The organism is Nonomuraea aurantiaca, from assembly GCF_020215705.1.
GTDB classification, from domain to species: Bacteria; Actinomycetota; Actinomycetes; order Streptosporangiales; family Streptosporangiaceae; genus Nonomuraea; species Nonomuraea aurantiaca.
Genome location: NZ_JAIWNB010000028.1, coordinates 23,936 through 36,942, shown reverse-complemented (window position 1 = coordinate 36,942; position 13,007 = coordinate 23,936). Strand labels below are relative to the sequence as shown.

General features: G+C 68.1%; 11 protein-coding genes and 1 pseudogene. 4 read left to right on the top strand and 8 right to left on the bottom strand.

What is annotated here, in order from left to right:
• Positions 1–28 precede the first annotated feature (28 nt).
• Entirely contained in the window at positions 29–2,149 is a 2,121-nt protein-coding gene (locus tag LDL49_RS44135; RefSeq protein ID WP_225300909.1) for a hypothetical protein, read from the top strand.
• A 119-nt stretch (positions 2,150–2,268) separates the two neighbouring features.
• Here LDL49_RS44135 and lepB read toward each other — a convergent pair whose 3' ends face one another.
• Together lepB and LDL49_RS59445 are read right to left on the bottom strand one after the other, a co-directional pair.
• Complete coding sequence (gene lepB / locus LDL49_RS44130; RefSeq protein WP_225300908.1) at positions 2,269–2,802, bottom strand: signal peptidase I; 534 nt, start codon at positions 2,800–2,802, stop codon at positions 2,269–2,271.
• 391 nt (positions 2,803–3,193) lie between these two features.
• A pseudogene (locus LDL49_RS59445) lies at positions 3,194–3,370 on the bottom strand (MerR family DNA-binding transcriptional regulator); the annotation flags it as partial.
• Here LDL49_RS59445 and LDL49_RS44120 point away from each other — a divergent pair.
• Positions 3,369–4,256, top strand: coding sequence for an NAD(P)-dependent oxidoreductase (locus LDL49_RS44120; protein ID WP_225300907.1), 888 nt, complete (start codon positions 3,369–3,371; stop codon positions 4,254–4,256). The pseudogene LDL49_RS59445 and the gene LDL49_RS44120 sit on opposite strands and share 2 nt — an antisense overlap.
• Before the next feature lie 49 nt (positions 4,257–4,305).
• Here LDL49_RS44120 and LDL49_RS44115 read toward each other — a convergent pair whose 3' ends face one another.
• The 6 genes from LDL49_RS44115 to LDL49_RS44090 all read right to left on the bottom strand — a co-directional run bounded on the left by LDL49_RS44115 (position 4,306) and on the right by LDL49_RS44090 (position 10,056).
• A complete protein-coding gene (locus LDL49_RS44115) occupies positions 4,306–4,452 on the bottom strand; it encodes a hypothetical protein (protein WP_225300906.1) in 147 nt (48 codons plus the stop codon).
• Between the two features lie 230 nt (positions 4,453–4,682).
• Complete coding sequence (locus LDL49_RS44110) at positions 4,683–5,351, bottom strand: DivIVA domain-containing protein (protein WP_225300905.1); 669 nt, start codon at positions 5,349–5,351, stop codon at positions 4,683–4,685.
• Positions 5,348–6,412: a globin domain-containing protein gene (locus LDL49_RS58770; protein ID WP_308016266.1), complete on the bottom strand. Its 1,065-nt coding sequence runs from the start codon at positions 6,410–6,412 to the stop codon at positions 5,348–5,350. The genes LDL49_RS44110 and LDL49_RS58770 overlap by 4 nt, the downstream gene beginning before the upstream one ends.
• Positions 6,413–6,469: 57 nt before the next feature.
• A complete protein-coding gene (locus tag LDL49_RS44100) occupies positions 6,470–6,853 on the bottom strand; it encodes a group I truncated hemoglobin (protein WP_225300903.1) in 384 nt (127 codons plus the stop codon).
• A 928-nt stretch (positions 6,854–7,781) separates the two neighbouring features.
• Complete coding sequence (locus LDL49_RS44095) at positions 7,782–8,921, bottom strand: serine hydrolase domain-containing protein (RefSeq protein WP_225300902.1); 1,140 nt, start codon at positions 8,919–8,921, stop codon at positions 7,782–7,784.
• 151 nt (positions 8,922–9,072) lie between these two features.
• Positions 9,073–10,056: a sporulation protein gene (locus LDL49_RS44090; protein ID WP_225300901.1), complete on the bottom strand. Its 984-nt coding sequence runs from the start codon at positions 10,054–10,056 to the stop codon at positions 9,073–9,075.
• A gap of 156 nt (positions 10,057–10,212) precedes the next feature.
• Here LDL49_RS44090 and LDL49_RS44085 point away from each other — a divergent pair, with 156 nt between their 5' ends.
• Both LDL49_RS44085 and LDL49_RS44080 read left to right on the top strand, forming a co-directional pair.
• Positions 10,213–10,455, top strand: coding sequence for a helix-turn-helix domain-containing protein (locus tag LDL49_RS44085; RefSeq protein ID WP_225300900.1), 243 nt, complete (start codon positions 10,213–10,215; stop codon positions 10,453–10,455).
• A 129-nt stretch (positions 10,456–10,584) separates the two neighbouring features.
• Positions 10,585–12,978: an ATP-binding cassette domain-containing protein gene (locus LDL49_RS44080; protein WP_225300899.1), complete on the top strand. Its 2,394-nt coding sequence runs from the start codon at positions 10,585–10,587 to the stop codon at positions 12,976–12,978.
• The last annotated feature ends 29 nt before the right edge of the window (positions 12,979–13,007 follow it).

Here is a 13,007-nt window from a genome sequence, read left to right as displayed (position 1 = left end):
CGTGATCTCACTGCCGTAGGTGATCTCGATGGAGCACGTCGAACGACTGCGCAAGTACGGTGTGCTGTTCCGGAGCTATCTGGATGCCGGGCGGCATCTGGTCCGGCTCGCGCTGCCCAGCGTGCTGGTGCACGTGCCGCTCGCCGCGCTGTCTCTGCTGGCCCTGACGGTAACGGCCGGCGACTCGGCGGCGCTGGTCAACCAGCAGTTCCAGCTGATCGGGACGTCCGATGCCCCGCTTCTGATCTGGACGCTGGTGCCGGCGGCGATCGCGCTCGCCGGGGAGATCGTGGTGTTCCCCGCAACAGTGATCATGGCCACGGGTCACCTGGTCGACCAGCACGTATCGCCCGTTGAGGCACTGCGAGCGACGGTACGACGGTTGCCGTCCCTGCTCGTCCTGCTCTTGATTGCCGCGCTGGCGTTCGGAGCGACCGGGGCCGCGGGGGCCGGTGTGCTGATGGCGACTGATCAGCAGTGGCTGGCCACAGTGGTGTTGGTGGTGGCCGCGTACGCGGCGATGCCAGGCCTGCTGGCCGTGCCCGGCATCCTGCTGCACGGCTGCTCGGGGCTCGACTCGATCCGCCGCGCCTACCGCTTGACCGAGTTGAGTTTCTTGCCGACCGCGTTGACGATGGCCTTCGGAGTCTTCCTCGTCCCCGGCGCGACGATGTGGGCTCTCGAGTCAGGGCTGCGCCTGCTCCCCGACCCGCTCGCGACCATCGGATGGGGTCTGGTCGGAACCGTGCTGGCACTGGCCATCACGCCCTTCCAGGCAGCCGTGGTCGCGCGCCAGTTCCTCCACTGCATGGCTTGGCGCACCGAGGTGAACGATTCGAACCTGGCCCACGGCCTGCCCAAGGCCACATTGTCGCGCCCGGTCAGGCCTATTCTCCTGCTGGCAGCGCTGCTGCCCGGGCTGCTGTTCAGCGGAGTCGTACTGCTCAATCCGTTCGGCTGGCTGGAGGTCGCCGAGACCAACATCACCGAGTCGTGGCAGCCGGCGGGCAGATCCGGCTCCTCCGAGGATCGCGACCCTGAATTGCGGCCTATGGACCTGCGGGACGTGCACCCCGGCCTCGGCACGGGCCTGACCATGGTCATCGACGGCTTCGAGGACTATGCCAGCTTGCTGGCCTGTTCCGACGCCTCCTGCCAGAAGACGACTTTCACGTGGGCGGAGCCGCCGAGTGCCAACACGGACGGGGCCCCCGGCGCGGTCAGCGCACGCCTGCCCGACGGACGGCTCCTACTGACCACCTGGTCACATCAGGCACTCAGACTGCTGACGTGTGAGGCGAACAAGTGTGTGCCCGCCCCCGGCAACTGGAACATCGCGAGGGCGAACTATCCGGCGGAGTACACCGGGGTGGCGCTGGCCGTGCGGCAGGGCGGCGGCCTGGTCATCGCCTTCGCCGACAAGGAGCAGGTGAAGGGTGACACCAGTCCGACCAAGGACATCGTCTCCCTCATTTCCTGCGCGGACGTGAGCTGCTCGCGCCCGGAGACGAAGCAGGTCGCGCACCTGGACGCGAGCGCGTACCTGTCCGATGTGCACAATCTGGCCGTCGCGATGGCGCCCGGCGACCGTCCCGTCGCTGCCCGGTTCGACACCACCAGCGGTCAGATCCACGTGATCTCCTGCGCGGATGCCGCCTGCCTGCAGCCTCGCGTGACCAGGCCCGTCCCTCCTTACCCGACGAGCGTCAACGACCGGTTGGGCCTGGAGCCGGGCCTCTCGTTGGCGGTACGGGCAGACGGCCACCCCGTGATCGCCTACCGGGACATGAACGATCACGCGACCAAGCTGCTCGACTGCCGCACGTCCGACTGCGCGCAGGCTGACGTGATCACGCTGGACGCGGGAGGCCCCTACCGTACGACCCCGGCGCTGGTCCTGGATCGGGTAGGGCGGCCGCTGGTGGCGTACCAGAACCAGGACGGAACCCGGCTCATGCTCGCCACCTGCACCGGACGTCGCTGCGAGAGCACCGCGGTAGCCAGGATGCGGGGCGCCGGCGAGGGGCTGGCCATGACCATGAACAGCGAGGGCAAACCGATGATCGCCTGGATCGACGATGGCGGCTCGCTGCTGGGCGGTGAATGGGCCCTGATCGTCACCACACCGCTGAGCCTCACCGCAGACTGAATCGCTCCTCGAGCTCAGAGCACTCCCACTCGGTACGGTGACCACATGAGCGGAAGATTCTCCGGCGCGGTGGCCACTGTGGATTCGACGACACAGTTTGACAGCGAGCCTGGTGGAGCCTATGGCTGCTCCCAGTCCTCCACCACGGCGATGACGTCCTTGCGCCCGATGGTGCCGCCGCCGGCCTTGTCCATCTGGTAACGGGAATCGAGAGAAACACGCCGGTTGTCGCTCATGATCCAGATGCGGTCCTGCGGCACCTTGACGTCGAACCACCGGTCCGAGGCCGGACCGCGCGTCACGAACGGCTCGTCCAGCGGCGCGCCGTTCACCTGGAGCCGTGCCTTCGGGTCGTCGCAGCACGCCACCCTGTCTCCCGGCACGCCGATAGCCCGCGAGATGTAGGTGTTGCCCGGGGTGAGTTGGGACCAGTCATCAGGCGCGCGATAGACGACGATGTCGCCACGCCGCGGGACGTAGTCGTCATCGGTCCGCCGCGCCGACACACGGGCGCCCTTCTTGATGGTCGGCTCCATGGACTCGCTCGACAAGGTGAGGGTGAGCCTGCCGAGGGCCTTGTCGACGGGCCCGCAACCAGCGGCTGGCGCCAGGAACAGGAGCAGGGACAAGACGGTCAGGCGTTGACGGATCACCAGGGCATTGTCCACGGGGGAGCGATCGCCGCTCAACCTGCCGTGGCACACCAGTCCGGTCATCGCCGGCCGCGCAGTGACCGCAGTAGGAGCACGGGCTTGAGCTGTCGGGCGAACTCCGCCGCGTCGGCCGCGGAGTCCCTTGCCGGATCGCCGTCCGGCAAGTAAACGGTGAGAAGTCTGCCGCCGTTCGGCGTCCACGTCCAGGCTCCGGTCTCCTCGCTGAAGCCCGGCAGCGCGTCCTCGGGCAGGGGGTCTTGCGAGGCCTGGAGGTCCCGCAGGCGACGCGGGGTGAGTCCGGACGGGTCGTGAACCTCGATCCGCAGATCGACGTCCGGATCTGGGTCACGGTCAGGACGGCATCGCTGGAGTATTCGCGGTAGCCGCTGGCGGCGCGGCGGGGCTCGAGCAGGCCCTGGGCCTCGTAGTAACGCAGTTGATGCGTGCGGACTCCGGTCCGCCGGCTCAGCTCCCCGATCAGCACGCTCGCTTCTCCTTGACCTTCATATCGGTGTGAACGTTGATGATTCTGCCATGACCACTCAAACCCATCGGGGGAGCAGCGCATGATGCAGAATCGCGACGTGACGGTCATTGGTCTCGGCCTGATGGGTCAGGAGCTGGCCGGAGCGTTCCTGCGCGGCGGCTACCCCACGACCGTGTGGAACCGTACGGCGGCGAAGGCCGAACACCTTGTCGCCCAGGGGGCGAAGGCCGCCGACTCGGTCCGCGACGCCGTCCTGGCCAGCCCGCTCGTGGTCGTCTGCGTCTCGGACTACGAGGCCGTGCGCGAGCTTTTCGATCCGCTGGGAGAGGAGCTCGCCGGTCGCGTCCTGGTGAATCTGACCTCCGGTACGTCGCTGGGGGCCCGCGAGACCGCCGAGTGGGTGACGCGGCGGGGCGGCACCTACCTCGACGGCGCGATCATGGCCACCCCCGCGGCCGTCGGGGCGGAGGCCGTCATCCTCTACAGCGGGCCGCGGTCGGCCTTCGACCTGCACGAGTCGGCCTTGGGGAGCCTTGGCGCGGGGACGACCTACCTCGGCGAGGACCACGGCCTTTCGGGGCTGTATGACGTGGCCGTGCTGAGTCTCATGTGGAACATCCTGAACGGCTTCCTCCAGGGTGCCGCCTTGCTCGGTGCGGCGGGTGTGGACGCCACGGCGTTCGCCCCGATCGCGAACAAGGGGATCGAAACCGTGAACGGCTGGGTGTCCGCCTATGCGCGGCAGATCGACGACGGCACCTACCCGGCCGTTGATTCCACCATCGATACTCACCTCGCCGCGATGGAACATCTCATCCACGAGAGTGAGTCCCTCGGGGTGAATGCCGAACTTCCGAGGTTCATCAAGGCCCTGACCGATCGGGCCGTGGCGGATGGGCATGGTGGCAGCGGGTACGCGGCCATGATCGAGCAGTTCCGTGCTGTGGGTGCCGTCGTCAAGTCATGACACTCCGCTGCCGTCCTTGCCCAGGACGGCAGCGGAGCCCTGGCGGCCGCTATAAGTCGCTGATGTGGGGGATGATCTCGGTCAGTACCCAGAGGGCCAGGCCGAGGGCGATGAGGTTGACGCGGCCGCCGCCGACGTTGAAGGCGGCGAGCACGAAGCAGGCCAGAGCGAAGATGAGCAGAATGAGAGCGAGCATGCTGGGCTTCCGTCCGTTCGGTGTTACGGGTGTGGTTGCTCAGCGCTACCCATGATCGCCTGGTTCAGGCGTGGCGATCTATCACGTGCGCCGAACTGTGACCCAGCCGCCTATCGCGACTCTCGGTAGGGGACGCGGGCATGCGAGAGATCCCAGACGACCGCATGCGGCATGCAAGAAATGCTCTTGGTCTGCGAGTTCCAGTTGTTGGTGACCTCTCCTGGCCGGAACTAGTCCGGGCCTGTGGAAAAACCTGAGGAGGAGCCCAAGGAGGAGTAGGCGACGGCCTGTCGGCTCGTCTCCGGCAGGGTGCCCAGCTTGTTGACCTCGTTGGCCAGCCCTTCGAGGACCGCGCGCAGCTGGACCTGGGTGACCTCCGCGAAGGTGCGCAGGTAGGCGATCCGGCGTTCCAGTTCCTCGGCTTCGACCGACTGGACCTCTCCGCTCGAGCGATAGACGTTGACCGCCTGGCTGGCGGCCTCCTCTGCCTGCTGCTGCGCTTCCTGGAGGATCTGCTCGTACTGCTGGCGTGCCTGACCCACGAGCCTGCGGGCGTAGTCCTCCGCTTCGGCTATCTGGGCGTCCGCCGTCTGCTGAGCGCGGGAGAGGAGGTTGACCGCGTCGACGTTGAGCCTGGCCGAGGCGCCCGGAGTGGTGTCGTGGCCGTGGTCCTTGAACCAGTTGCGCAGCCGGTCGACCTCCGCGCGCAGGTCGGCCTTCTCCGTGTCGCTGGCCGCCATGTCGTCGGCCATGCGATAGAGGAACGTACGCACCTCATCCGCGTTGTAGCCGCGGCTCCCGAGCTTGGCGCGTGAGAAGTCCTTGTTCCTGACCCGATCCGGCGTCAGTGGCTGGCGGCCGTTCGATGAGTTATGTGCCCATGGCGTCTCTCCCGTCACTGCTCCCTACCTCCAGCACTGGTGAATTCGTCGAAGCGGATTTGCTCGGCAGGCACGCCGGCGTCCAGCAGCCGGGCGATCGTGCTCTGAACCATCTCTTCGGAGCCGCATACGAAGACCTCCTGGCCACGCCAGGCCTTCAGGGCGACGTCCACCACATAGCCGCGCTCACCGCGATAGAGCCCGTCATGGGACACGACGGGCACGACACTCAACCATGGGTGCTCGGCGTCCAGCTTGGACAGTGCCTCGATGTCGTACAGCTCGCGGGAGGTCCGGGCGCCCACGAAGAGGCGGATGTTGCAGCGCGCCCCTTCGTAGGCCACCTGCTCCACGAGCGCCTTGAGAGGAGCCAGGCCCGTGCCGCCGGCGATCAGGAGGAGGTCCTTGGGCAGGTTCGTGTCGAGCGTCAACCGGTCGCCCAGCGGTGCGCCGATCTTCAGGGCGTCGCCGCGTTGCGCGCCGTGCACCAGGGCCGTGCTGACCGCGCCACCGTCGACCACCCGTACGTGCAGGTCAATAGTGTTGTCGCGGCGCGGCGCGTTGGCGAAGGAGTAGAAGCGCCACATTCTCGGTCGCAGCCCGACCGAGATCGACGCGAACTGGCCCGCGCGGAAGGGGTAGGGGTAGTTCAGGCGAGCCCGGATCACCGCGATGCCGGGGGCGCGCGGCTCGTGCATGATGATCTCGCCGTCCCACCAGGGCGGCGTCGTGGCCGCCGCCTCTTCGGCCGCCTCGGTCATCACCTTCGCGACCAGGCCGTACGCCTGCGTCCAGTCGTTGGCTAGAGCAGGTGTCCAGCGATCGCCGAGGAAGTGCTGCAGGGTGGCCAGGAGCGCTTGACCGACAGCGGGGTAGTGCTGCGTGACCACGGCGAACTTGCGGTGGTCGCGGCCGAGTTGCTGGAGGAACGGCACCACGTCTTCCACATGGTCGACGTTGCTGACGACGCGCCCCAGCGCGCTGACGAGGCGATCCCGCTGAGTGGCCATGGACACCGGGAACAGGGCGCGTGTCTCGGGGTACATCAGGAACAGGGCGGAGTAAAAGAACAGCGGCACCTGATCACCCGACCGGGCGACCTGGTGCCAGCTGTCCTTTAAGGCTTGCGTGTCCACTTACCCGGCTGCCTCTGCGGGCTTCTCCACGATGGAGCCGCGCACCTGGCCCAGGACGGTCACGACGTTCCCCACGACCTCCTCAGGAGCACCGAGGTCGCGGAGCACTGTGACGAGTATGTCGCCGACCTGGTCATAGTGCTCATCGGTGATGCCCATGCCACGGTGCGCGTCGGCCAGGTCGTGGCCCTCGTACACCTCGGGGCCGCCGAGGACGGAGCACAGCAGCATGACCATGTGCCGCTTGAGCCGCGCCATGTCGATGCCGTCGAAGTACGGCTTGAGGTCGGGAGTGTCCAACACGACCGTGTAGAAGCGGTCCACCGCTTCACGGACGGTGGGAGCGCCACCGATCTTGTCATAGTCCGAAACCACAGCTACCACAAAACCTCCCAAATCGGACACACATGTACGTGCGGGTACATGGGGTCAATTTCCTTGGTTCTCCGCTTGTTGCGGGCACCCGTCCGGCTGGACGGGCGTCAGTCGGCGGTCTGGGCCTCCCACTCGGTGGAGGTCACGTCTGTCTTCTTCCTGCGGGCCACGACCGGCTCCGCGCGTTCAGGGCACGGCAAGGGTGGGCGGGCATGTCGAAGGCGGCGGCCTCGGGCCGCGGCGGTGGGATCACGCCGCACTCCATTGCCGCCAGCACCACCACGGCCGAAGCCGTGTGCGGTCTGAGCGCCATTCATGCCCCCATAGAGCGGATCCTGTGCAGGCCGAATGCCTGTACCGGCCCTTAACCCTTCAGGTGTCCGAATACGTGAATATGCTTCAGGCACACTAGGGGGTGACCAAGGTGCTGGCAACTCGTCGCTCACGGAGCGTGTCGCCTTTTACACATAGCCACTCCGCGGTCAATTCCGGTCGTTGCTCTGACTTCTCCATGACTACCTGTGGCACAACCGGGTCTGACTCTATCGGTTCATGGCGATCTAGCTGACAATGTCAAAGGACAGTGCCTCTTCGCGGTGCGGGTCAGGGGCTGGGCCTGGGGTGCGACCTCGAAGCGGACGTCCTGGTCGATAGCACGCAGCCGACCGCGGTGGCTGATGAGTAGGGGACCGTTCCATTTAGGTGGCGCCGTGGTGCCCGCCCTTTCAGGAATGGCTGAGTCAAGTCGCAGTGGGTTACCTCAACCCCGTCCGAAAACGCGAACCTGGCTGTTCATGATTTCCTGCTGACCTGGGGAAACGCGGGTTATTCGCGGCATTGAGACATGCACATTCATCACTGAATGCGATGTGGCAAAAACAGAGCGACGGTCCGCTTGTGGCGGGGCCGTCGCTCTCCTGGACGCTGCTGCCTGCGGTTATTCACACAGGGCCGTGTCGAGGGCGGCTTCGAAGTGTTTGTACGCGGAGAGTTCGGTGGGCAGCGCGGTGACGGCGATGGCGGCGGCTCTGCCGTCGTCGGTGACGGCGTTGGCAGTGGCGTAGCCGGGGGCGGAGCCGCCGTGGGACCAGGCGTAGCCGCCGCAGCTGAGTTTGAAGGTGGCCAGGCCGAGCCCGTAGCGGGAGCCGCCGACGGTGTCGAAGCCGGGGGCGTCCACGGTGGTCTTCATCTGCTTGAGCTGCTCGGGCTGAAGTAGCTTGCCGCCCAGTAGTGCGCTCATGAAACGGTTGAGGTCGGTGGGGGTGGAGATCAGCTGTCCGGCCGCCCAGGCCATGGAGGGGTCCATCGTGGTGACGTCGGTGTACGGGTAGCCGGACTTGGCGGCGTAGTAGCCCTTGGGGTGCGGGCCGCGGATGGACTGGTCGCCGAGAGCCGGCCAGTACGTCTTGCGCAGCCCGAGCGGCTCGATGATCCGCCGGGTGATCTGCTCGCCGATCGGCCGGCCGGTGACCTTCTGCGCGATGAGCCCGGCCACCACGTAGTTGGTGTTGCTGTAGCTCCAGCCGTGGGTGGGGGAGTTCTTGCTGGTCAGCCCCGCGTCCAGCAGTTCGCGCGGCTCGTAGTGGGTGTGCTGGATGGCCAGGTAGTCCTTGATCAGGACGTCGTCGTAGTCGGCCAGGCCGCTGGTGTGCTGCAGTAACTGCCGGACCGTGATCTTGCGGCCGTCGACGCCCTTGCCGCGCACGACCTTGGGCAGGTACGTCTCGACCTTCGCGTCCAGGTCGATCTTGCCCTCGCCGACCAGTTGCAGCACGACCGTGGCGGTGAACATCTTGGTGTTGCTGGCGATGCGTACCTGCCCGTCGACCGGGACCTTCTCCTTGGTCTCCAGGTCGGCCACCCCGGCGGTGTAGTTGCGCGTCCGCCCGTCCCGGCCTCGTACGGCCGCCAGCGCGGCGGGGTACTTGTCGGCGCCGACCAGGGCGTCCAGGCTCTTCTGCACCACGTCGGTGTCGGCGTTGGCCGGTGCGGCGGTCAGGCTGAGGCCGCTCAGCGTGGCGACGGCCACCGCCGCCAGGGCCAGGCGGCTGCGACGCTTGGTGGAGGGGTACGACATCGGGGGGCTCCCTGCTTGATGGCTCGTTGGCGATGCCACAAGCTTGTCGGCCGGCCCCCTTCGTGATCGATCCCACGCGCTGGAGTTCAGAGGTACAGCCAGCGCTACCGCCGTTCGGGCGGGCCGTCGCGGCCCGCCACCCGGCCTCGCGTTACCAGTCGCCGCCCTCGTCTTCCTCGTCGCCTTCGAAGATCTCTTCGACCACCTCGGCCGCGACGAACCCGCCCACCACGCCCGCGGCTCCGGCCGCGGCCACCGTTCCCCAACCGGGACCGCCGCGGTGGTGGTCGTCGTGGTGTCCGTAGCCCTCGTGATGCCCCATATGGCCGTGCGAGGGTCCGTAACCGCCGTGCGAGGGGCCATGACCGCCGTGCTGGGCCAGGCCGGTCAGCCAGCGGTCGAGCTCGCTGGACCAGTCGGTGTGCAGCGCGTCCTCGTGGCTGACGTGGAAGCGGCCGATGGCGTCGCCGGAGTGACGGCCGGCCCGCTTGTCGGCCTCCAGGATGACCTCCAGCCCGGCCGGGCTCGCCACGAAGGTCAGCTCGACCTCGCCCACGACCCCGGCGTGCTGGGCGGGCGGGTAGAACTCGATCTCCTGGTAGAACGGCAGGTCCTGGTGCACTCCGTACAGGTGGCCGGCTTCCAGATCGGCGGACTTGAAGTGGAAGCCGAGCCGCAGCAACGCCTGGAGGATGCGAAGCTGGGAGGGCAGGGGTTCGACCGCGATCATGTCCAGGTCGCCCTTGTCCACAGCCTTGGCGATGGCCAGCTCGGTGCGTACGCCCAGAGCCATGCCGGCCAGGTGCTGGCCGTCGATCTCGCTGATCGGCGTCTCCCACGGCACCGGGATCTGGAAGTCGAGGGTACGGCTCTCGCCCTCGCGCAGCGTGAACGGGCCCGAGACCCGGGTGCGGGAGAACTCGCCGAGCCCGGCGTGCTCGCCGTCGCCGTGCTCGATCTCCACCCGCGCCACCAGTCCGAGGGTGATGTGCTCGATCTCGGCGTCGAAGTCGCCGCCCTTCAGCCGTACCTGCCCGGCCAGCAGCCCACCGGGCTGGATGCGCGGGGTGGAGAGGACGGTGTCCACCGAGGGCGCGCCCACGCCGAAGGCGCCCAGCATCCGTTTGAAGACCACGCTGTTGTCTCCCTGTCCTCGGGATCGGTTGTGTCAGCCGCCCGTCACAACGATCAACAAGAGGGCCGGGTTCCGGCGTCGGGGATACGCCGCACGCCCGGCCCAGCGCGTACACCGCGCTAGGCACCTCCGGCGCGACGTGGCACGATCGGGTAGGTGACCAGCAGCCCCGCGGCCGAGCGGCACCTGCGCGACCTGGCCCGCCTGCGCCGCGTTCGCGACCGGATCGACCGGGAGTACGCGCAGCCGCTGGACGTCGAGGCGCTCGCCCGTGGCGCGCACATGTCGGCCGGGCACCTCAGCCGCGCGACGGCCGGGATGCCGCCGTGCGTGGCGAAGCAGGTGACCAGACCGGTCAGGATTCGAGAAGCACGGGTCACCGAGCCGCACCTAGCCTGACCGTCATGGGCTCCACCACGGGCGGCCCGCCCGGCTCGCCCGCGCCGCCGATCAGGTAGACAGGGGGCTGTTGCCGAGGCGACCTGACGGGGAGCGCGACGGCGGACCCGCCTAACAGATGGAGACACGATGAGCATGGCCACGAGGACGGACACGCAGTCGCCTGAGCCGCACGATGCCGACAGCCACGATCTGATCCGCGTGCACGGCGCTCGCGAGAACAACCTCAAGGACGTCAGCGTCGAGCTCCCGAAGCGCCGGCTGACGGTGTTCACCGGCGTCTCCGGCTCGGGCAAGAGCTCGCTGGTGTTCGACACGATCGCCGCCGAGTCGCAGCGGCTGATCAACGAGACCTACAGCGCCTTCGTCCAGGGGTTCATGCCGACGCTGGCGCGGCCCGAGGTCGACGTGCTCGACGGGCTGACCACGGCGATCATCGTCGACCAGGAGCGGATGGGCGCCAACGTCCGCTCCACCGTGGGCACCGTCACCGATGCCAACGCGATGCTGCGCATCCTGTTCAGCCGGCTCGGGCAGCCGCACATCGGCTCGCCCCAGGCGTACTCCTTCAACGTCGCCTCGATCAGCGGAGCGGGTGCGGTCACGCTCGAGCGCGGCGGGAAGACGGTGAAGGAGCGGCGCGAGTTCAGCATCACCGGCGGCATGTGCCCGCGCTGCGAAGGCATGGGCAAGGTGAACGACATCGACCTGACCCAGCTCTTCGACGACTCCAAGTCGATCGCCGAGGGCGCGATCACCATCCCCGGCTACAAGACGGACAGCTGGTGGACCGTGGGGATCTTCGCCCAGTCGGGCTTCATCGACCCGGACAAGCCGATCCGCGACTACACCGAGACCGAGCGGTACGACTTCCTCCACCGCGAGCCGACCAAGGTGAACGTCAACGGCGTCAACCTCACCTACGAGGGGCTGATCCCGAAGATCCAGAAGTCGTTCCTGTCCAAGGACCGGGAGGCGATGCAGCCGCACATCCGGGCGTTCGTGGACCGGGCGGTCACCTTCACCGCCTGCCCCGAGTGCGGTGGCACCCGGCTCAGCGCGGCGGTCCGGTCCTCGAAGATCAAGGGGATCAACATCGGCGACGCCTGCGCGATGCAGATCAGCGACCTGGCCGAATGGGTCCGCGACCTCGACGAGCCGTCGGTGGCGCCGCTGCTCGCCAAGCTGCGGCACACCTTCGACTCCTTCGTGGAGATCGGGCTGGGCTACCTCTCGCTCGACCGGTCGTCGGGCACGCTGTCGGGCGGCGAGGCGCAGCGGGTCAAGATGATCCGCCACCTCGGGTCGTCGCTCACCGACGTCACCTACGTCTTCGACGAGCCGACGATCGGGCTGCACCCGCACGACATCCAGCGGATGAACGGCCTGCTGCTGCGGCTGCGCGACAAGGGCAACACGGTGCTCGTCGTGGAGCACAAGCCGGAGGCGATCGCGATCGCCGACCACGTCGTGGACCTCGGTCCCGGCGCCGGCACGGCGGGCGGCACCGTCTGCTTCGAGGGCACCGTCGAAGGGCTGCGGGCCAGCGGCACCATCACCGGCCGCCATTTCGACGACCGGGCCGCCCTCAAGGAGACGGTACGCAAGCCCACCGGCACGCTGGAGATCCGCGGCGCGACGGCGAACAACCTGCGCGACGTCGACGTCGACATCCCGCTCGGCATGCTGGTCGTCCTCACCGGGGTGGCGGGCTCGGGGAAGAGCTCGCTGATCCACGGCTCGGTGTCGGGGCGGGACGGCGTGGTCTCGATCGACCAGGGCGCGATCCGCGGCTCGCGACGGAGCAACCCGGCGACGTACACCGGACTGCTCGAGCCGATCCGCAAGGCGTTCGCGAAGGCCAACGGGGTGAAGCCGGCGCTGTTCAGCGCCAACTCCGAAGGCGCCTGCCCCACCTGCAAGGGCGCCGGCGTCATCTACACCGACCTGGCGATGATGGCCGGGGTCGCCACCACCTGCGAGGAGTGCGAGGGGAAGCGGTTCGAGGCCTCGGTGCTGGAGTACCACCTCGCCGGCCGCGACATCAGCGAGGTGCTCGCGATGTCGGTGACCGAGGCCGAGAAGTTCTTCGGCGCCGGCGAGGCGCGTACGCCGGCCGCGCACGCCATCCTCGACCGGCTCGCCGACGTCGGGCTCGGCTACCTCAGCCTGGGCCAGCCGCTCACCACGCTGTCCGGCGGCGAGCGGCAGCGGCTCAAGCTGGCCACCAACATGGGCGACAAGGGCGGCGTCTACGTCCTCGACGAGCCGACCACCGGCTTGCACCTCGCCGACGTCGAGCAGTTGCTCGGCCTGCTCGACCGGCTCGTCGACTCGGGCAAGTCGGTCATCGTCGTCGAGCACCACCAGGCGGTCATGGCGCACGCCGACTGGATCATCGACCTCGGCCCGGGCGCCGGCCACGACGGCGGCCGGATCGTCTTCGAGGGCACGCCGGCCGACCTCGTCGCCGCCCGCTCCACCCTCACCGGCGAGCACCTCGCGGCCTACGTGGGCGCCTGACCGAGGCCCTCGGGGGCTCGGCGCCGGAT

Excerpts from the sequence above, each read along its gene's own strand:
- LDL49_RS44135 (WP_225300909.1), top strand. The coding sequence starts at position 29 with ATGGAGCACGTCGAACGACTGCGCAAGTACGGTGTGCTGTTCCGGAGC.
- LDL49_RS44120 (WP_225300907.1), top strand. The coding sequence starts at position 3,369 with ATGATGCAGAATCGCGACGTGACGGTCATTGGTCTCGGCCTGATGGGT.
- LDL49_RS44115 (WP_225300906.1), bottom strand. The coding sequence starts at position 4,452 with ATGCTCGCTCTCATTCTGCTCATCTTCGCTCTGGCCTGCTTCGTGCTC.
- LDL49_RS44095 (WP_225300902.1), bottom strand. The coding sequence starts at position 8,921 with ATGTCGTACCCCTCCACCAAGCGTCGCAGCCGCCTGGCCCTGGCGGCG.
- LDL49_RS44080 (WP_225300899.1), top strand. The coding sequence starts at position 10,585 with ATGAGCATGGCCACGAGGACGGACACGCAGTCGCCTGAGCCGCACGAT.